This window comes from Ideonella livida (assembly GCF_010499455.1).
In the GTDB taxonomy this organism is placed as follows: Bacteria; Pseudomonadota; Gammaproteobacteria; order Burkholderiales; family Burkholderiaceae_C; genus Ideonella; species Ideonella livida.
Genome location: NZ_JAAGOH010000042.1, coordinates 13,797 through 33,311, shown reverse-complemented (window position 1 = coordinate 33,311; position 19,515 = coordinate 13,797). Strand labels below are relative to the sequence as shown.

Below are 19,515 nucleotides of genomic sequence, written 5' to 3'. Positions count from 1 at the left end.
GCTCGGGCTCATGGGGGCGGGCCTGGCCCGCAGGGCGGGTGCCGCTAGCGCCGGGCGGCACCCCGGCCGCGGCGGGATCAGGCCGCGCGCAGGATAACCGGGCCGCCCCGCGGCGTGGACCGCGGCGGGGCGGAAGGGCCTCAGGCGGCCCGCAGCGTCATGCCCGCGGACTCTTCCTCGTCGTCGAACCAGCCGTCCAGCTCGCCCGGTGCGCTGCTCAGGAACGGCAGGGCGGCTTCGAAGCCCAGTTCAGAGACGTCAGTCTGTTCCAGCGGCCGGGGGGCCGGCTCACCAGGGGCGGGGCGGGGGGAGATGCGGAACAGCTTCATGGGGCCTCCGAGGGGCACTACAGGGTGCCGGATCTGATGGAAATGGTGTCAGGGGTGTAGAACATCAGCATAGGCAGGAACCCGCGATCGTTGCATCTGCATCCTGGGGGGAAACCCCCGCCCTAGGGGGGACCCCGAGGGCGTTGGGCAGGGCACCCGGGGCTCGGGCCGCGCTGCCATTGAGCCGGGTGGCGATGACGGCGTGATGACACACCGCCATGCCCCCCAGGGTGTGGGAGACGGCCTTGTCCCCCGAGCCCCGACCCGGGCGCAGATGCTGCGGCGCGGATGGCTGCGGCAGCAACGACATGAGTCCCTATGATCGCCCCCTTCCCAAGACCTTGTCCCGGGGTTTGAATTGCCACGACTCCTGCACACCGCCGACTGGCAGATCGGCCGCACCTACGGCCAATGGCCGCCCGAGGCCGCCGTTCCCCTGGCCGAGGCCCGCTACGAGGCGGTCGAGCGCCTGGCCGCCCTGGCCACGGCCGAGGCGGTGGACCTGGTCCTGGTGGCCGGTGATGTCTTTGACGCCCAGACCCTGTCCGACCGCAGCCTGCGCCGCCTCTTCAACGCGCTGGAGGGTTATGCCGGTCCCTGGGTGCTGCTGCCTGGCAACCACGACGCCGCCCTGGGCGAGAGCGTGTGGACCCGCGCCCTGCGCCTGGGCCTGGTGCCGCCTCGGGTGCACCTGGCCCTGCGACCCGAGCCCCTGCTGTTCGACGCCCTGCGGCTGGCGGTGCTGCCCGCCCCGCTGACCCAGCGCCACGTGCACCAGGACCTCACCGCCTGGTTCGACCAGGCCCGTACGCCGGCGGGCTGGCTGCGCGTGGGCTTGGCCCACGGCGCCGTGCAGGGCTTGCTGGCCGAGGACCTGGACGCCGCCAACCCCATCGCCCCGGACCGTGCCGAGCGCGCCGACCTGGCCTACCTGGCCCTGGGTGATTGGCATGGCCGCCGCCAGATTGGCCCCCGCTGCGCCTATGCCGGCACGCCCGAGCCCGACCGGTTCAAGGACAACGACCCGGGCCACGCCTGGCGGGTGGACCTGCCCGAGGATGGCGGCGTGCCGGCGCTGACCTCACTGCCCGTGGGTCGTTACCGCTGGCTCCAGTGGCGCGAGCGGCTGGAAGTGCCCAGCGACGTGGCCGCCCTGCTGCAGCGTCTGGCGGCGCTGCCCGCAGCCACCGTGCTGGACCTGCGGCTGGCCGGTCACCTGGACCTGGCCGGCTGGCACCAGCTGCAAGCGGGGCTGGACGCCGCCGAGGCCCGGCTGCGCCTGCTGTGCCGCGATGCCGAGGATCTGCGGCTGTTGCCCAGCACCGAGGACCTGCAAACCCTGCAGGCCGACGGCTTTCTGGGCGAGCTGCTGCAGTCCCTGCGTCTGCAGCAGGAGGCGGGCGGACCCGAAGGTGCCACCGCCCATGATGCCCTGGTGCTGCTGGCCACCGCGCTGTCCGCACCAACCCAGGTCGCCCTTCCCGCCCCAGGCCAGGAACCCGCATGACCCACGCCGCCCTGCACCTGACCCACCTGCGCGTGGAGCAGCTCAGACAGTTCCGTCAGGCTTTGGTCCTCGACGGCCTGGCCCCTGGCCTGAACCTCATCACCGGCCCCAACGAAGCGGGCAAGAGCACGCTGGTGCGGGCCCTGCGTGCGGCCTTCTTCGAGCGCCACCGCTCCTCTTCGGTCGAGGACCTGCGCCCCTGGGGTGACAGCGCGGCCACGCCCACCGTGAGCCTGGGTTTTGACTTTGCCGGCCGCCGCCACAGCCTGACCAAGGCCTTTCTGGGCCGCAAGCGCTGTGACCTGCGGGTGCAGCCCCTGCAGGAGGGGGCCGGCCTGCCCCTGGCCCTGGAGGGCGCCGAGGCCGAGGACCACCTGGCCCAGCTCTTCGGTTTCCAGTTCGCCGGGCGTGGCGAGAGCCGGCCCGAGCACTGGGGCATTCCCGGCCTGCTGTGGGTGGAGCAGGGCAGCGGACAGGAGTTGCGCGGGCCTGCACAGGCCGCCCGCGAGCACCTGCAGCAGGCGCTGCAGGGCCTGTCGGCGGCCCCGGTGCAGGAGGAAGCCGCCGCCCGCTGGGGCGCGCCGTTGGCCAGCAGCCGGGGCGACGCCTTGCTGGCCCAGTTCACCGCCCAGCGCGCCGAGCTGCTTACCGCCACCGGCCGCCCGCGCGCCGCGCTGGCCGACGCCCTGGCCGAGCAGCAGCGCCTGCAGGCCGAGGTCCAGACGCTCGACGAGCGCATCCGCCAGTACCGCCAGCAGGTCGACGAGCTAGACCGCCTGCAGCGCGAGGCGGCCCACGATGCCCTGAACCCGCCCGACGCCCCGCTGCGCGCGCAACGCCAACAGGTGCAGGCGGCCCTGCAGGCCCTGGAGGCCCGGCAGGCGGCGCTGGCCGCCGATGCGCAGCGGCTGGCCGCAGCCCAGGCCGGTCAGGCCCTGCGCCAGCAGCAGCTGCAGGCCTGGCAGCAGCAGCTGGAGGAAGCCCGGCGGCGCCAGGACCGCTGGACTGTCCTGGCCCAGCAGCTGGCGACGGCGCAGGCGGCGCTGGGGCCGGCCGAGTCGGCGCTGGCCGCTGCTGCGCACGACGTGGCCCGGGCCCAGGCCCAGGGCCGGGCCCTGCGGCTGCAGGCCCGCCGCCTGGCCCTGCAGCAGCAGGGCCAGCAGGCCGAGGCCGAAGCCCGGCGACTGGCCCAGGCGGTACAGGCCGCTGAGCAGGCCGATGCCGAGCTGGCCCGCTTGGGTCAGCGTCTGGCGGCCCTGCCGTTGCCCAGTGGCGGCTTGGCTGTCCTGCAGCAGGCCGAACGCCGCTTGGCCCAGGCCCGCTGGCAATGCGAAGCCGCCGCCACCCAGGTGGACTTCGACCTGTTCCCGGGCGTCGAGCTGCCCTGGCGCCAGGACGGCGGGTCGGAGGCCTGGCGGGGGCAGGGCAGCCGGCACCTGAGCGCACCTGGCACCTTGGCGCTGCCCGGGCTGGGCCAGCTGGTGCTGCGGCCCGGTGGGGCCGACCTGGCCGCCCGCCGGCAGGCCCTGGCCGAGGCCGACGCCGCCCTGGCCGCCCTGTTGCAGCCCCTGGGCCTGCAGACCGTGGCCCAGGCCCAGGCCCGCCAGGCCGAGCACCAGGCGTTGGCCCAGGAGCAGGCCCTGGCCCGCCAGGCCCTGGCCTTGCACGCCCCCGAAGGATTGGCCGCCCTGCAGGCCCAGCGCGCCCGTGCCCAGGCGGCGGCCCAGGCCGCCGCCCTGGCCCTGCAGTCGCCCGACGGCACGCTGACCGAGGTACCGACCCAGACCGTCCCGGCATCGGACTTGTCCACCCTGAGCCTGGACGAGGCCGAAGCCCGCGAGGAGCAGGCCCGGCAGGCCGAGCGGCAGGCCCGCGACGGCCTGGCGGCTGCCCAGCAGGCCCTGGCCCAGGCCCGGAGCCAGCACCAGCAGGCCGGTGAGGAGGCCCGCGTGGCCCAGGCCTGCGTGGACGACCCGGCCTGGCAGGACCGCCGGCGCCAGACCCAGGCCGATTGGCTGGCCGGACAGACCGAGGTGGAGGCCCTGGACGCCCGGCTCCAGCAGGCCCGTGCCGCGTTGCAGGCCGCAGCGCCGGACTTCCTGCGGCAGGACCTGGAGCGCCTGGGCCGCAGCCTGCAGCAGCTGGAGCAGGCCGCCACCGCCCGCGCCCAGCGCCTGCTGCAGCTGCAGGCAGCGCTGGAGCAGGCCGGCGCGCTGGGCCTGGAGGAGCTGCGCGACCAGCGCGCGGCTGAGGCCGCCGCTGCCGGCCGCCGCGCCGACGAGCTGCAGCGCCGCGCCCAGGCCCTGGACCTGCTGTGCCAGCGCCTGCAGGCCCATCGGCAAGCCGCCCTGGACCGGCTGCAGGCGCCACTGCAGCAGCGCTTGCAGCACTATCTGCCCCTGCTGTACCCGGCGGCGCGGCTGGAGCTGGATGCCGCGCTCACCCCGGCGGCCCTGCGCCGCCCCGGCGACGCGGCCACCGCGCGGCTGGAGCAGCTCAGCTTCGGCGCGCGCGAACAACTGGGCCTGCTCAGCCGCCTGGCTTATGCCGACTTGCTGCGTGAGGCCGGCCGCCCCACATTGATCCTGCTGGACGATGCCCTGGTGCACAGCGATGCCCAACGTCTGGAGGCCATGAAGCGGGTGCTCTTTGACGCCGCCCAGCGCCACCAGGTGCTGCTCTTCACTTGCCATCCGGCCCACTGGCGCGACCTGGGTGTGGCCGCCCGCGCCCTGCCGTCGCCCGGCTGACCATGTGCCCGCGCTGTGGGCCGGGCGCGACGGTCGGACGGTCCGGGAGCCCTGTTGAGCGGTTGTCCAGCCTCGATGAGCGGTCAAACCCCTGCACAATCTGTGCGGTATTTCACACAGTTACGCCTGCAGTCCCGTGACGCCCCCCACGCCCGTCTCCGTGTCCGACCTCCCGCCGGCCGCCCCCGCCCTGCCCGCCGCCACCTGGGAAGCCTGCCTGCCTGAAGGGCCCCTGGACCTGGTGGGCGACGTGCACGGTGAGTACGAGGCCCTGGTGGCCCTGCTGGGGCACCTGGGCTACGACCGTGCCGGCCGCCATCCGCAGGGCCGCTTCCTGGTCTTTGTGGGCGACCTGGGCGACCGCGGCCCCAACTCGCCCGGGGTCATCGCCCTGGTGCGCCGCCTGGTGCGCGAGGGCCGGGCCGAATGCCTGCTGGGCAACCACGAGCTGAACCTGCTGCGTGGCGACCGCAAGGACGGCAACGACTGGTTCTGGAACGAAGACGCCCCCGCCGACCGCAAGTACCACCCCTGGGCCACGCTGCCGGGCCGTGGCGAGAGCCCGGAGCGGGCCGCCGTGCGTGGCTTTCTGCTGCGCCGGCCCCTGGTGGCCCACCGTGCCGACCTGCGGGTGGTGCATGCGGCCTGGCACCCCGGCGCCCTGGCCCAGCTGCGGCTGCTGCCCAGCGGGCGCGACCTGCTGTGGCAGTTCGAGGCCCTGGACCTGCTCATCGCCAAGAAGCTGCATGAGCGCGGCCTGGCCAGCCGCCATGCCCAGGAGATGCTGATCTGGGGCCCGCGCATGCAGGACCCCGTGGCCAGCATGCCCGCCCTGCCGGCCGTGGCCGCGGCCGACGAGCTGCGGCAGATGGCGCATCCGGTGCGTGTGCTCACTTCGGGTGTGGAGCGCGCTGCCGAAAAGCCCTTCTTCACCTCGGGGCGCTGGCGCTTTGTGCAGCGCCACCCGTGGTGGATGGACTACGACGATGAGGTGCCGGTGGTGACCGGCCACTACTGGCGCAGTTTCCAGCCCCTGGACCGGGCGGGCCTGGGCAAGTCCGGCCCCGATCTCTTTGCTGGCGTGCACCCGCTGTCCTGGCTGGGGCCGCGGCGGCGTGTGTTCTGTGTGGACTACTCCGCTGGCGCCCTGTACCGCCGGCGCCAGCCGGGACATGAGGCGGCTGGCGGGTCGGCGACCGGCGCGCTGGCGGCGCTGCGCTGGCCGGAGCGCACCCTGATGACCCACGAGGGACGCAGCGCGCCCACCCGGGGGTTCTGAGCCGGCGGCGGCGCTCCGGCGGCTCTTTGGCGCGCTCAGTTGCCCTTGCGACGGCAGCGCGCCAGCTTGTGCAGCAGCTCGGCCAGGATGGCCTGCTCGGCCGCGCTCAGGCCGCGGGCCAGGGTCTCGCGCTCGGCCTCGCGCAGGGCGCGCACCGCCTGGCGGGCCAGCTCGGTGCCGGCGGGCGTGGTGCTCAGGTGCTGGGCGCGGCCGTCGGTGGCGCTGCGCTCCCGCGTCACCAGGCCACGCTCGCTGAGCTTGTCCACCCACATGGTGATGTTGGGCGGTGTCACCGCCAGCGCGCGCGAGAGCTGCCGTGCCGACACGCCCGGGTTCTCGGCGATCAGCGTGAGCAGGGTGAATTCCACCGGGCGCAGGTCCAGGCCGCGGCCGGCGGTGGCCGCAAAGACCTGGGAGGTGACGATGGTGGCCTGGGCCAGCTGGTAACCGATCACCGGGCCCAGCGCACCCTCGTGCAGCGGCGCTTCGGGGGTGGTGTCGTCGGGGCTGAGGGGCTTGCGGGCAGGCATGGCCAAATTGTGACACCCGGTGTCCGGCGCGACGCACAATGCGGGGGTGCAGAACCTGTCTTCCTCCACCCCGTCCGCCGCGCCCTGGCCCTTCTCCGCACTGGCCTGTCCCATCGTCCAGGCGCCCATGGCGGGGGTGCAGGGCCACCGGCTGGCCCTGGCGGTGTGTGCCGCCGGCGGGCTGGGCTCGCTGCCCGCCGCCATGCTCTCCATGGCCACCCTGCAAGAGGAGCTGGCCGTGCTCTCACAGCGCGCGGCCGGCCCCTGGAACCTCAATTTCTTCTGCCACCGCCCGCCCGCCGCGGACATGGAGCGCATGGAGTGCTGGCGCGTGCGCCTGGCGCCCTATGCCCGCGAGCTGGGGCTGATGGGCCTGGCGCCGCCGGCCGGTCCTGCCCGCCAGCCATTCGGGCCCGAGGCCGCGGCCCTGGTGGCCCGCTACCGGCCGCCGGTGGTGAGCTTCCATTTCGGCCTGCCCGCCGCGCCGCTGCTGCAGCAGGTGCGCGAAAGCGGGGCCCAGGTCTGGAGCACCGCCACCACCGTGGACGAGGCCCGCTGGCTGGCCGCGCAGGGCGTGGACGCGGTGATCGTGCAGGGCCTGGAGGCCGGCGGCCACCGCGGCCACTTCCTGCGCCCTGACCTGGACCTGGACGGTCAGGCGCCGCTGGCCGACTTGCTGCCGGCCGTGCGCCAGGCACTGGCGGCCAGCCATCCCGGGCTTCCCCTGATCGCCGCGGGCGGCTTGTCCAGCCCGCAGGACGTGGCGGCCGTGCGGGCGGCCGGCGCGGTGGCCGCCCAGGTGGGCACCGCCTACCTGCTGAGCGCCGAGGCCGACACCAGCCGGGTGCACCGTGCCGCGCTGCGGGCGGCTGCCCAGCAGGGGCCGGGCGCAACCCTCACCGCCTTGACCAATGTGTTTTCGGGCCGGCCCGCCCGCGGCCTGCTCAACCGCCTGATGCGCGAGCAAGGGCCGTTGTCGCCCGAGGCGCCGGCTTTTCCGCTGGCCGCCACCGCCCTGGGGCCTTTGCGCCAGGCGGCCGAGGGCCTGGGGCGGGGCGACTTCACGCCCCTGTGGTCGGGTGAGAACCTGGAGGCGCTGCGCGAGCAGCCCGAGGGCGAGGGCGCGGCCGCCCTGACCCGCTGGCTGGCGGGTCAGTGAGCGGCGGGGCCCTGCGGCCTCAGCCCGCCAGGGCCTGATCGAAGTCGGCCGCCAGATCGGCCAGGTCTTCCAGGCCCACCGACACCCGGATCAGGCCGTCGGCGATGCCCATGGCCGCGCGCACCTCGGGGCCGGCTTCCCAGAAGATGGTGGGCGCCACCGGGATGATGAGCGTGCGGGTGTCGGCCAGGCCGGTGGCCTTGACCGGCAGGCGCAGGCGGTTGACCACCTCCACCAGGCGCGAGGAGTCGGCCAGCTCAAAGGCCATGAGCCAGGAGCCGGCCTTGAACAGGCGCCGGGCCCGGTCGTGGTGCGGATGGCTCTCCAGCCCCGGGTAGTGCACCTTGGCCACGGCCGGGTGGGCGGCCAGGTGGCGGGCCAGGCCCAGGGCGGTGGCGCTGCAGCGGTCGGTGCGCAGGCCCAGGGTCTCGGCGCCCGTGGCCAGCTGGTGGGCATGCTCGGACGAGAGCGAGCCGCCCATGTCGCGCAGACCCTTCTTGCGGACCTGGGTCAGCGCCCACTGGCGCGTGTCCTGGCCCTGGTAGGCCGGCAGGATGCGCGGGTAGCGCGTCCAATCAAAGCAACCGGTGTCCGTCACCGCGCCGCCCAGGGCGGTGCCGTGCCCGCCGATGGACTTGGTCAGCGAGTTGATCACCAGCGAGGCGCCCACCGCCTTGGGCCGGAACAGCCAGGGCGAGGTGATGGTGTTGTCCACCACAAAGACGATGCCGCGCTCGGCGCACAGCGCGCCGATGGCCTCCAGGTCGGGGATCTGGGTGCCGGGGTTGGCGATGGTCTCCACGAAGACCATGCGGGTCTCGGGTCGCAGCGCGGCGGCCACCGCGTCCACCCGGGTGGCGTCCACCTTGCTCACCTCGATGCCCAGGCCCTGCAGCGTGCCCAGCACGCTGTTGGTGTTGCCAAACACGAACTGGCTGCTCACCAGGTGGTCGCCGGCCTTCATCAGCGTGAGGAACACCGCGCAGATGGCCGCCATGCCGGTGGCAAAGCAGACCGTGCCCACACCGTCTTCCATCTGGGTGATCCGCCGCTCCAGCGCGGCGGTGGTGGGCGTGCCCTGGCGGGCGTAGTTGAAACCACCCTTGACCGTGCCCTGGAACACGCCGATGAGCTCACGCACATCGTCAAAGCCGTACTGCACCGAGGTGTGGATGGGCTTGCGCACGCCACCGTGCTCGACGCCAAAGCCTTCGTCGGCATGGACCAGCTGGGTGGCAAAGCCCAGGGGCGGGCGGGAGGTGGAGTCAGTGGACATGGTGCGGACCGGCCAAGGGGAAACCCCGCATTCTAGGAAGGCAAGCGGGCCTGCTGGGCCTGCTTACCAACCCAGCGGAGCGGCCCAGCCGGCATAGCGCTTGGGCAGCGGGGGCGCGTAGTCGCCCTGCTTGCTGCTGCCCAGGCCCAGGCCCACCAGGCCTTCGGCCAGTTTGACGGCGGCCGATACGCCGTCAATCACCGGCACGCCCAGCCGGGCCTGCAGCGTGTGGCACAGGCCGGCCATGCCGGCGCAGCCCAACACGATGGCGCCGCTGCGGTCGCGGGCCAGGGCCTCGCGGGCGGCGGCCTCAATCTGCGGCAGGCAGGCCAGGCCGCCATCCTCCAGGGCCAGCACCGGGATGTCGGTGCCATGCACGCCCCGGCAGCGGCGCTCGAAGCCGTATTTGTGCAGCAGGTGCTCGGCGATCACGCAGGTGCGCGTCATGGTGGTCACCACCGAGAAGCCCGTGCTCACCAGGCTGGCGGCGTGGAAGGCGGCCTCGGCCACGCCCAGCACCGGGCCGGTGCTGGCCTCGCGGGCGGCGTCCAGACCCGGGTCGCCAAAGCAGGCGATCACCACCGCGTCGTGCGCGGGGGCGTGGCGCATCTGCTCGGCCACGCCGGCGGCGGCCACCGCCTCGTCAAAGAAGCCCTCGATCGAGGCCGGGCCAAAGCTGGGTTGCACGGCGGTGACCACCGTGCCCGGGGCGGCCACGGCGCGGGCCGCCTGTCCCAGCGCATCGGTCATGGCCTGGGTGGTGTTGGGGTTGATGAGCAGCAGGTTCATGGCAGGTCGGAATCCTTGTTTTGTATGCAATCGGTGCACTGGGGTGGCCAGCTTGGTGCGCCATTCCCGGTGCTGGTGCGCCGTGGCGCTTCCCGGGAAGCGCCCTGCTGGGCGGTCCACGGAACTCACACGTGCAGGCCCAGGTGCTCTTGCAAGAGGCAGACCGGGGTGCCGCCCGTGTGTGGCCTGACTTGGCACACGCATTGCATACAAAACACGCCATGAACGCACGCACCGACCTGGAGCTCATCGCCCTGTCCAAGCACTACGGCGACGCTGTGGCCGTGGACCGCATCGACCTGAAGATCACCGGTGGCAGCTACTGCTGCCTGCTGGGTCCCTCCGGCTGCGGCAAGACCTCCACGCTGCGCATGATTGCGGGCCACGAGCGGCCCACCGACGGCAACATCCTGCTGGGCCCGCGTGAGATCACCGACCTCACGCCCGCCCAGCGCGGCACGGCCATGATGTTCCAGAGCTACGCGCTGTTCCCGCACCTCACCGTGCTGCAGAACGTGGCTTTCAGCGCGCAGATGAAGGGCGTGGCCAAGGCCGAGCGCGAGGCCCGCGCCGCCCAGCTGCTGGACCTGGTGGCCATGACGCCCTACGCCCAGCGCCTGCCCGCCGCGCTCTCCGGCGGGCAGCAGCAGCGCGTGGCCCTGGCCCGGGCACTGATGACCCAGCCGCAGGTGCTGCTGCTGGACGAACCGCTCTCGGCACTGGACCCGTTCCTGCGCATCCGCATGCGGGCCGAGCTGCAGCGCTGGCACCGTGAGCTGGGCAGCCTGCCGCCCGGCCGCCCGAAGGCAGGCGACACCCCCTCGGGGGGCAGGGCGCAGCCCGATGGGGGCCCCATCACCTTTGTCCACGTCACCCACTCGCAGGAAGAGGCCATGGCCCTGGCCGACCTGGTGGTGGTGATGAACCATGGCCGCATCGAGCAGGCCGGCCCGGCGCGTGAGGTGTTCGAGGCGCCGCGCACCGAGTTCGTGGCCCGCTTCATTGGTGCGCACAACGTGTTTGACACCCCTGCCGGCAAGGTGGCCGTGCGCAGCGACCGCTGCCAACTGCAGCCCCTGGACGCGACCGGTTCGCCGGACGGGAGTGGCCTGCCCGTGCAGGTGCGCGCCATCGAGTACCAGGGCGCCCAGGTGCAGGTGCATGTGCAGCGCCCGGGCGCCGGCCCGGCGGCCGCGGCCGACGATGCGCCCGAGGGCGAGGACCGCGTGGCCCCCTGGGTGGTCTGCCTGCCCGATGCGCGCTTCTTCCAGGCCCCGGTGCAGCCCGGTGACAGCCTGCGCCTGTGCTGGGCGCCGGGCGATGCCCACGCCCTGGCCGCCTGAGCGGTCGCCCGCCCCGCCTTCCCCTTTGTCCTCCGCCTTCCCAACCCCCAGGCGCCTGCGCGCGCCTTGTTCCCGCCACCTTCACAGGAGTCTTCGACGATGAGCACGACCGATCCGAAGCAGGCCCCGCTGGCCACCACCCCCGCCAGCGACGCCGTGGCCCCTGCAGCGGCCGACACCGCCCTGCCGGCCCGCCGCCAGTTCCTCAAGACCGCCGCCGGCGCGGGCGTGGCGGCCACCGGCATCACCGGCTTTCCCTTTGTGCACGCCGCCGACAAGCCGGTGCTGCGCTACCTGGGCACCGCGGTGAACCAGGACAAGGCCATTGCCGAGAAGTTCGAGGCCGACACCGGCATCAAGATCCAGTACATCGCCGTCACCACCGACGACGTGACCAAGCGCGCCGTCACCTCGCCCAACAGCTTTGACCTGATCGACACCGAGTACTTCTCGCTCAAGAAGATCATCCCCACCGGCAACCTGCTGGGCATCGACACCAAGCGCATCAAGAACGCCGACAAGATCACCAGCCTGTTCACCAAGGGTGAAGTGGCCGGCAAGAAGGTGGGCGACCAGGGCACCGCGCCCAAGAAGGTGATGTACCTGGACAAGCCCGACAGCAAGACCTTCAGCGCCGCGCCCACGCAGTTCATGACGCTGATCCCCACGGTCTACAACGCCGACACCCTGGGCATCCGGCCTGACCTGATCAAGCGCCCCATCAGCTCCTGGGCCGAGCTGCTGAACCCGGATTTCAAGGGCAAGGCGGCCATCCTGAACATCCCCTCCATCGGCATCATGGACGCGGCCATGGTGGTGGAGGCCATGGGCCTCTACAAGTACCCCGACAAGGGCAACATGACCAAGAAGGAGATCGACCTCACCATCAAGACGCTGATCGAGGCCAAGAAGGCCGGCCAGTTCCGCGCGCTGTGGAAGGACTTCAACGAGTCGGTCAACCTGATGGCTTCGGGCGAGGTGGTGATCCAGTCGATGTGGAGCCCGGCGGTCACGGCCGTGCGCACCAAGGGCATCGCCTGCACCTTCCAGCCGCTCAAGGAAGGCTACCGCGCCTGGGCCGCCGGCTTTGGCGTGCCCAAGACGCTCAAGGGCCGTCAGCTCGACGCCGCCTACGAGTTCATCAACTGGTTCCTGGATGGTTGGGCCGGTGCCTACCTCAACCGCCAGGGCTACTACAGCGCCGTGCTGGACACCGCCAAGGCCAAGATGGAGGCCTACGAGTGGGCCTACTGGATGGAAGGCAAGCCGGCGGCCCAAGACATCAAGAGCCCGCACGGCGACCTGCTGGCCAAGAAGGGCGAGGTGCGTGACGGCGGCAGCTACGAGGCCCGCATGGGCGGCATCGCCTGCTGGAACGCCATCATGGATGAGAACGCCTACATGGTGCAGAAGTGGAACGAGTTCGTGGCCGCCTGAGGCCGGCCGCTGACGTCTTTCCCTTCAACGGAGCTGATCCCGCATGAACCGGACCGCATCCACCGCCCGTCACGCCGTCTCCGCCTGGCTGCAGGCCGCCCCGCTGGCGGCGGTGTTCGCGGTCTTCTTCGTGCTGCCATTGGCCTTGGTGGGCATGGTGAGCCTGTGGCAGGCCACCGAGTACGAGCTGATCCCCGCGATCAGCCTGGACAGCTACCGCGCTATTTTTGAGGGCTGCGGGGCCAGCCTGGTCACGCCTGGGCAAGACCTGTGCGTGACCTTGGGCACCTACGCCTCCACCCTCAAGTTTGGCCTGCTCACCTGGGCCATCACCGCGGTGCTGGGCTTTGCCATCGCCTGGTTCCTGGCCTTCCACGTGAAGAGCCAGGGCCTGCAGACCCTGCTGTTCATCGTCTGCACCGTGCCCTTCTGGACCAGCAACGTCATCCGCATGATCTCCTGGGTGCCGCTGCTGGGCCGCCACGGTTTGGTCAACCAGTGCCTGTTGGCCCTGGGCGTGGTGGAGCAGCCGGTGGAGTGGCTGCTGTTCTCTGATTTCTCGGTGGTGCTCGCCTTTGTGCACCTCTACACCATGTTCATGATCGTGCCCATCTTCAACGCCATGATGCGCATTGACCGCAGCCTGCTGGAGGCCGCCCGCGACAACGGCGCCAGCCCCTGGCAGACGATGTGGCACGTGGTGCTGCCGCTGAGCCGCACCGGGATCATCATCGGCTCGATCTTCGTGCTGGCCCTGGTGATGGGCGACTTTGTCACCGTGGGCGTGATGGGCGGCCAGCAGATCGCCAGCATCGGCAAAGTCATCCAGGTGCAGACCAGCTACCTGCAGTTCCCCCTGGCCGCGGCCAACGCCGTGATCCTGCTGGCGGTGGTGCTGATGATGATCGTGGCGTTGATGCGCCTGGTGAACTTGCGCAAGGAACTCTGACCATGCCACGCACTGCCCGTGACCCGCGTCCCTTGAGCTTCTGGCTGCTCGGCGCGTTGTTTGTTGCCTTCGTGCTCTTTCTCTATGGGCCGATGTTCGCCATCGTCGTGCTCAGCTTTCAGGGCCCTGAGGGCGGGCTCACCTTCCCGATGCGCGGCTGGAGCCTGCACTGGTTCCAGCAGCTGTGGGAGGGCATTGGCACCGTGGACATCGGCGCCGCGCTGCGCCGCTCGCTGGGCCTGGGCGCGGTGGTCATGGTGCTCACCGTGGGGCTGGCGCTGCTGGCCGGCCTGGCCTACCGCAAGAAGCTGCCCGGCGGCAGCGCGCTGTTTTATGTGGTGGTGGCCAGCCTCATCATGCCCAGCATCATCGTCTCGCTGGGGGTGGGCTTGTTGTTCCGCCTGATCGACGGTGGTGTGAAGGTGCTGCTGGAGGCCTGGTCACCCGAGGCGCTGGACAGCTTCAACACCACGCTGGGCATGTACAGCTCCGGCCTGGGCGCCCAGCTCACCTGGACGTTGCCCTTCGGCCTGCTCATCATGTTCGCGGTGTTCAACCGCTTCAACCCGGCCTATGAAGAGGCCGCGCGTGACCTGGGCGCCAGCCCCTGGCAGGGCTTCCGCCATGTGGTGCTGCCGCTCATCGCCCCCAGCCTGGTGGGCGTGGGCATGTTCGGCTTCACCCTCAGCTGGGACGAGATCGCCCGCAGCTCCCAGGTCATGGGGGACTTGAACACCCTGCCGCTGGAACTGCAGGGCCTGACCACCACCGTCACCACCCCCGTGATTTATGCGCTGGGCACCGTCACCACCGCCATCTCCTTTGCCGTGATGGGCCTCACGCTGGGGCTGATGCGCCTGTGGCGCCGCCGTCGCGGCGCTTGAGCGCGGCCACCACCTGCCGCAGGCCCCGCCGCTACCATCCGCGCCCATGCCCCGCCGATCTGCCGCTCCCGCCGCCGTACCCGACACCGCCACCCAGCGGGTATACGACGGCATCTACGGCGCCATCGTCGAGCACCGCTTGGCCCCCGGCACCCGGCTGCGCGAGCAGGAGCTGGCCGAAGGTTTTGGCGTTTCGCGCACCGTGGTGCGCCAAGCCCTGCAGCGCCTGGCGGCCGATCAGGTGATCGCCCTGGAGCACAACAAGGGCGCCACCGTGCCCCAGCCCGACCGCGCCCAGGCGGCCCAGGTGTTTGATGCCCGGCAGGTGATCGAGGGCGACATCGCCCGCCGCCTGGCCGGCCAGCTCAGCGCCGAGCAGATCGAACGCCTGCGCGCCTTGGTGGCCGCCGAGCAAGCGGCGCAGGCCCGCAGTGACAAGGCCAGCGCCGTGCGCCTGTCGGGTCAGTTCCACCGGGAGCTGGCGGTGCTGGCCGGCAACCCGCTGTTCGTGCGCTGGATCGACGAGCTGCTGCCCCTGACCTCGCTGCTCATCCTGCAGTACCAGCGCAGCGGCCACCCCGGTTGCGTCACCCACCGGCACGACGAACTGATCGCTGCCCTGGCCTCCGGCACCCCCGCCAAGGCCGCCGCCGAGATGCGCCGCCACCTGCAGGAGCTGGCCCGCAGCCTGGACGGTGGCCCTGCGCCCGCCGGCCTGCCGCTGCGCGACCTGTTCGCGGCCTACCGCGAGGGGTGAGCGGGCGGACCGCATCCTGTCATCATCCCGGGATGCTGGAACTCTTGGCCTACCCGGTGCTGTTGCTGGTTTTGGTGGCGTTGTTCTGCCGCGAGGTCATCGCACCGGCCTCGCGCAACGCCTGCGACCACCGCTGGCTGATCCTGTCGTTGTGCGTTGGCGCGTCCACGCTGGCCATGACCCTTTTCGTGGGCTGGTGGTTTCACCGTGCCATCCGCCACAGGGCACTGTGCCCCTGGGCGGTGGATCTGCCCTGGCCGGTCGTGGGCCTGCTTAGCTTCTTGCTGACGAGTTTTCTCTTCTACTGGTGGCACCGGGCTACGCACCACTTTGACCTGCTGTGGCGTGTGTTCCACCAACTGCACCACAGCGCCCGTCGGGTGGAGTCGCTGACGGCCTTCTACGCGCACCCATTGGACACCGCCGCAGCCGTGTCGATCGGCGCCATGTCCAGCTACGTGGTCCTGGGCGCATCGCCGCTCGCGGCGGCACTGGCCTTGTTTCTCACCGGGGCGTTCGACCTGTTTCTGCACGCGGACCTGCGCACACCCGTCTGGCTGGGCTATGGCGTCCAGCGGCCGGAAATGCACGCCGTCCACCACAAGCGCGGGCACCACGCCCAAAACTATGGGCTGCCGCTGTGGGACCTGCTGTTTGGCACCTGGTGCAATCCTCGCCAGCGGGAAGAAGACCTGGGCTTTGCGCCCGAGCGGTCGGCTCGCATCGGCGACATGCTGATGGGGCGGAACGTGGAGGGCTGAGGGCGTCGCGCGCCGGCCCGCCCGTCCGCCGGCGGGTTGCCTCGTCTCAGCCGCGGCGTGCCTTCTCAATCGCCGCGATGTCGATGCAGTCCATCTCCATCATGGCCGCAAAGGCCCGCTGGGCGGCGGCCCGGTCGGGGTCGGTCACCGCGTCCATCAGGGCACGTGGGGTGATCTGCCAGGAGATGCCCCAACGGTCCCGGCACCAGCCGCAGGCGTCGGCCTGACCGCCATGCTCCACGATCGCCCGCCAGAGGCGATCGGTCTGCGCCTGGTCGTCGGTGGCGATCTGAAACGAGAAGGCCTGGCTGTGCGGCACGCCCGGCCCGCCGTTGAAGGCCAGGCAGGGCAGGCCGGCGATCTTCACCTCCACCATCATCACCTGGCCCGACTCGCCAGCGGGGTAGGCGCCAGGCGCGTGGTGCACGGCCAGCACCTGGCTGTCGGGCAGGGTGCGGGCGTAGAACTCGGCTGCCTCCAGGGCGGCGCCGTCGTACCACAGGCAAGGGGTGTTCATCGGGCGCATGGCCGGTCTCCTCGGGGTGATCTCAGGGTGAGGCGGCCCATGCTAGGCGCACGCGCCGCTGCCTGCCAGCCCCCCCTCTTGACGCACCCATTACCCTATGCCAATGGCCGACGTCTCCACCGCCACACCGGTTTCCTTTCTGTCCTCCCCTTCTACTCCCCCTGCGGGCACCTCGGTGCCCCCGTTGCGCGTGCTCAGTCTCATCCCCCCGATGACGCAGCTCAACACGCCGTACCCGTCCACCGCCTACCTCACCGGCTTTCTGCGCTCACGCGGGGTGCCGGCGGTGCAGGAAGACCTGGCCCTGGGCCTGGTGCTGGCCTTGTTTCAGCCCGCCGGCATGGACGCCCTGCGCACCGAGGCCGAGGCCGCCGTGGCCGCGCAAAAGGCCGCCTGGGCCGAGGCCAAGGCCGCCGCCCACGCCGCGCGCACCGCTGCCGGGGCCGCTGGCAAACCGCCAGCGGGTGGCAAGCCGGCCAGCGGCGTGAAGTCCATCAAGCCCGGTGCCAAGGCGACGGCCGCGGCGGCACCGGCCGCCAGCGTGCCCGCCGGCCCACCGCGCCTGAAGCAGACCGAGCATTTCCTGGCCCATGTCGAGCGCTACCGTGCCACCATCGGCCCGGTCATCCGCTTTCTGCAGGGGCGTGACGCCACGTTGATGCACCGCATCAACAGCGGCGGCTTTCTGCCGGAAGGCGCGCGCTTTGCTGCGCTGGAGAGCTACGCGGTGGACGACAGCGGTGAGTCGTTGCTCTGGGCCTTTGGCAGCTTGGGTGCGGCCGACAAGGCCAAGCACCTGGCCACGCTGTACCTGAACGACCTGGCCGACGTGATCCGCGAGGCCGCCGACCCGCGCTTTGAGTTTGTGCGCTACGCCGAGCAACTGGCCGCCGCGCAGGCGCACTTCGACCCCCTGGCCCAGGCCCTGGCCGCCGCGCCCAACTTGCTGGACCGGCTGCTGGCCGAACTCACCACCCAGGCCCTGGCCCGCCACCGGCCGCAGCTGGTGCTGCTGTCGGTGCCGTTTCCGGGCAGCGTGTACGGCGCGCTGCGCATCGCCCAGACGATCAAGGCGCAGGCGCCCGAGGTGACGGTGGTGCTGGGTGGCGGCTACGTGAACACCGAGCTGCGCGAGCTGGCCGAGCCCCGGCTGTTCGACTTTGTGGACTTCGTGACGCTGGACGCGGGTGAGCGCCCGCTGCTGGCCCTGATGGAGCACCTGCAAGGCCGGCGCACCCGCGAGCGGCTGGTGCGCACCTTCGTGCGTGAGCGCGCCGCCGAGGGCGGCGAGACGCGCGTGCGCTACCTGAACTTCCCTGAGCCCGACGTGCCCTTTGACGCCACCGGCACCCCCACCTGGGACGGCCTGCCGCTGGGCCAGTACCTGTCGCTGCTGGACATGCTCAACCCCATGAACCGGCTGTGGAGCGACGGGCGCTGGAACAAGCTCACCGTGGCCCACGGCTGCTACTGGAAGAAGTGCAGCTTCTGTGACGTGAGCCTGGACTACATCTCCCGCTACGAGGCCGCCAGCGCCGAGGTCATGGCCGACCGCATCGAGGCCGTGGTGGCCGAGACGGGACAAACCGGCTTTCACTTTGTGGACGAGGCCGCGCCGCCCAAGGCCCTCAAAGCCCTGGCGCAGGAGCTGCAGCGCCGGGGCACCCAGATCAGCTGGTGGGGCAACATCCGCTTTGAGAAGACCTTCACGCCCGAGCTGTGCGAGCAGCTGGCCGATTCCGGCTGCATCGCCGTCACCGGCGGGCTGGAGGTGGCCTCGGACAGGTTGCTGGCCCTGATGAAAAAGGGCGTCTCGGTGGAGCAGGTGGCGCGCGTCACCAAGGCCTTCAGCGACGCTGGCATCCTGGTGCACGCCTACCTGATGTACGGTTTTCCCACCCAGACCGTGCAAGACACCGTGGATGCGCTGGAATGGGTGCGCCAGCTCTTTGCCAACGGCTGCATCCAGAGCGGCTTCTTCCACCGCTTCGCCTGCACCGTGCACTCGCCCGTGGGCCTGAACCCCGACGAATACGGCGTGACGCTCCAACCCCTGCCGCCCGACACCCGCTTTGCCCGCAACGACGTGGGCTTCATCGACCGCACGCTGGAAGGCAGCGGCACCAGCCACGACGCCCTGGGCCTGGGCCTTAAAAAGGCCATCTACAACTTCATGCACGGCGTGGGCCTGGAAGACGACGTGCGGGGCTGGTTCGATCACCTGGGCATCCCCGTGCCCAAGCCGACGGTGGGGCGTAACCGCATTGCCAAGGCACTGGCAGCGGGTTGAGCGCCGCTTCCCCCCTGTTCAAACTGGTGTGACGCTCCCCCGCAGACAAGGGGAGGCGGGCCGAGTGGGGCGCTGTAATGTGCAGTGAACCGGCCACACAGGTCGGGTTGGAGAAGCACAGGAGATCGTTGCAGGGGCTTGGGGTGTCCGGGTGGTCACGGTGCCTGGCCCTGGGGATGAGGGCGGCGGCTGCCTTGCTCTCTGCGTGCATGACGGTGCGTGACCACCATGAACCGCGGGTGACGCCGGTGATGGAGCACTCGCCCTTGAGCGCCAAGCGAAAGGTGTTCTCCACCTGGGAGGAACTGCCGACGTCTGGCGCGGCCACCGGCCTGCCGGTGACCCATGTGCAGGTGAGCAAGCTGGTGATCCGCCTGCAGGTGCAGCGGCTGCGGGGCGTCAGCTCGATGGCGTCTCGGCCTCGCAGCTGCCGGTGCGGCGGCTCAGGCGGGACGAGCCGGCCAGGGCCTGGCTGATCTGGTAGCCGGCCCATTGCGGGGTGCTGGTGCTGCACAGCACGAAGGTGGCGGATTGGCCCGCGGTGCCGCTGCCGGTGAAGTTCAGGCTGGTCAGGCCCGAGGCCTCGGTGATGCCGATGGCCTGGCGGCTGGCGGGCCAGTGCTGCACGACGGTGGTGCCGGCCAGCACGATCCAGCCGTTGGCCCAGTCCTCGGCGTTGCAGTCGGTGCCATTGGCCGAGGCGCACACCGTCACCTGGGCATTGCGTTTGACGGCTTCGGAGCGGGCCAGGCGCAAGGCGGCCTGCAGCTCTTCGCTGCGCGACTTGCTGCGCTGCATCACGCTGGTGGAGATGAGGTCGGGCGTGGCCACGGCCATCAGGATGGCCATGACCGAGAGCACCACCATCAGCTCGATCAGGGTGACACCGGCGGCGCGGCGCCGCGCGGCGGCCAGGGGCAGGGACGACGGGGTCATGGCTGCGCTCCGG

17 protein-coding genes are annotated in these 19,515 nt (G+C 71.4%); 11 read left to right on the top strand and 6 right to left on the bottom strand.

Annotation, left to right across the window (positions count from 1 at the left end; translation table 11 throughout):
• Positions 1-140 precede the first annotated feature (140 nt).
• Positions 141-329, bottom strand: coding sequence for a hypothetical protein (locus tag G3A44_RS20900; protein ID WP_163459687.1), 189 nt, complete (start codon positions 327-329; stop codon positions 141-143).
• A 358-nt stretch (positions 330-687) separates the two neighbouring features.
• Between G3A44_RS20900 and G3A44_RS20895 the strand changes: the two genes are divergently transcribed.
• From G3A44_RS20895 to G3A44_RS20885, 3 genes are all read left to right on the top strand, one after another.
• Positions 688-1,836 (top strand): metallophosphoesterase family protein, encoded by a 1,149-nt coding sequence (locus G3A44_RS20895; protein WP_163459686.1) that lies wholly within the window; start codon positions 688-690, stop codon positions 1,834-1,836.
• Positions 1,833-4,586 (top strand): AAA family ATPase, encoded by a 2,754-nt coding sequence (locus G3A44_RS24200; protein WP_163459685.1) that lies wholly within the window; start codon positions 1,833-1,835, stop codon positions 4,584-4,586. Before G3A44_RS20895 ends, G3A44_RS24200 begins: the two co-directional genes overlap by 4 nt.
• Before the next feature lie 160 nt (positions 4,587-4,746).
• The gene (locus G3A44_RS20885) at positions 4,747-5,865 is read left to right on the top strand and encodes a metallophosphoesterase (protein WP_310734429.1); all 1,119 of its coding nucleotides are present in this window, start codon (positions 4,747-4,749) and stop codon (positions 5,863-5,865) included.
• Positions 5,866-5,900: 35 nt separating this feature from the next.
• On the opposite strand, the gene G3A44_RS20880 is transcribed toward G3A44_RS20885, so the two are convergent.
• Positions 5,901-6,395, bottom strand: coding sequence for a MarR family winged helix-turn-helix transcriptional regulator (locus G3A44_RS20880; protein WP_163459684.1), 495 nt, complete (start codon positions 6,393-6,395; stop codon positions 5,901-5,903).
• Between the two features lie 46 nt (positions 6,396-6,441).
• Here G3A44_RS20880 and G3A44_RS20875 point away from each other — a divergent pair, with 46 nt between their 5' ends.
• Positions 6,442-7,554: an NAD(P)H-dependent flavin oxidoreductase gene (locus G3A44_RS20875; protein ID WP_203561512.1), complete on the top strand. Its 1,113-nt coding sequence runs from the start codon at positions 6,442-6,444 to the stop codon at positions 7,552-7,554.
• A 19-nt stretch (positions 7,555-7,573) separates the two neighbouring features.
• Here G3A44_RS20875 and G3A44_RS20870 read toward each other — a convergent pair whose 3' ends face one another.
• Complete coding sequence (locus G3A44_RS20870) at positions 7,574-8,830, bottom strand: cystathionine gamma-synthase family protein (RefSeq protein ID WP_163459683.1); 1,257 nt, start codon at positions 8,828-8,830, stop codon at positions 7,574-7,576.
• 63 nt (positions 8,831-8,893) lie between these two features.
• A complete protein-coding gene (locus tag G3A44_RS20865) occupies positions 8,894-9,619 on the bottom strand; it encodes an aspartate/glutamate racemase family protein (RefSeq protein ID WP_163459682.1) in 726 nt (241 codons plus the stop codon).
• 221 nt (positions 9,620-9,840) lie between these two features.
• Between G3A44_RS20865 and G3A44_RS20860 the strand changes: the two genes are divergently transcribed.
• The 6 genes from G3A44_RS20860 to G3A44_RS20835 all read left to right on the top strand — a co-directional run bounded on the left by G3A44_RS20860 (position 9,841) and on the right by G3A44_RS20835 (position 15,750).
• Complete coding sequence (locus G3A44_RS20860; protein ID WP_163459681.1) at positions 9,841-10,962, top strand: ABC transporter ATP-binding protein; 1,122 nt, start codon at positions 9,841-9,843, stop codon at positions 10,960-10,962.
• A 99-nt stretch (positions 10,963-11,061) separates the two neighbouring features.
• Positions 11,062-12,399 carry an ABC transporter substrate-binding protein gene (locus tag G3A44_RS20855; RefSeq protein ID WP_239062018.1) on the top strand — a complete coding sequence of 446 codons (1,338 nt, stop codon included), beginning with the start codon at positions 11,062-11,064 and terminating at the stop codon, positions 12,397-12,399.
• 43 nt (positions 12,400-12,442) lie between these two features.
• Positions 12,443-13,348 carry an ABC transporter permease gene (locus G3A44_RS20850; RefSeq protein WP_163459680.1) on the top strand — a complete coding sequence of 302 codons (906 nt, stop codon included), beginning with the start codon at positions 12,443-12,445 and terminating at the stop codon, positions 13,346-13,348.
• Between the two features lie 2 nt (positions 13,349-13,350).
• Positions 13,351-14,232, top strand: a complete 882-nt coding sequence (locus tag G3A44_RS20845; RefSeq protein WP_163459679.1) for an ABC transporter permease — start codon at positions 13,351-13,353, stop codon at positions 14,230-14,232.
• A gap of 46 nt (positions 14,233-14,278) precedes the next feature.
• Positions 14,279-14,989, top strand: a complete 711-nt coding sequence (locus G3A44_RS20840; RefSeq protein ID WP_163459678.1) for a GntR family transcriptional regulator — start codon at positions 14,279-14,281, stop codon at positions 14,987-14,989.
• A 32-nt stretch (positions 14,990-15,021) separates the two neighbouring features.
• Complete coding sequence (locus G3A44_RS20835) at positions 15,022-15,750, top strand: sterol desaturase family protein (protein WP_163459677.1); 729 nt, start codon at positions 15,022-15,024, stop codon at positions 15,748-15,750.
• Positions 15,751-15,796: 46 nt separating this feature from the next.
• On the opposite strand, the gene G3A44_RS20830 is transcribed toward G3A44_RS20835, so the two are convergent.
• On the bottom strand, positions 15,797-16,276 hold the full coding sequence (locus G3A44_RS20830) for a VOC family protein (RefSeq protein ID WP_163459676.1): 480 nt from the start codon (positions 16,274-16,276) through the stop codon (positions 15,797-15,799).
• Positions 16,277-16,487: 211 nt separating this feature from the next.
• On the opposite strand from G3A44_RS20830, the gene G3A44_RS20825 reads away from it, so the two are divergent.
• Positions 16,488-18,566 (top strand): B12-binding domain-containing radical SAM protein, encoded by a 2,079-nt coding sequence (locus G3A44_RS20825; protein ID WP_239062017.1) that lies wholly within the window; start codon positions 16,488-16,490, stop codon positions 18,564-18,566.
• A gap of 399 nt (positions 18,567-18,965) precedes the next feature.
• Here G3A44_RS20825 and G3A44_RS20820 read toward each other — a convergent pair whose 3' ends face one another.
• Positions 18,966-19,502, bottom strand: coding sequence for a GspH/FimT family pseudopilin (locus G3A44_RS20820; protein WP_163459688.1), 537 nt, complete (start codon positions 19,500-19,502; stop codon positions 18,966-18,968).
• Positions 19,503-19,515 lie beyond the last annotated feature (13 nt).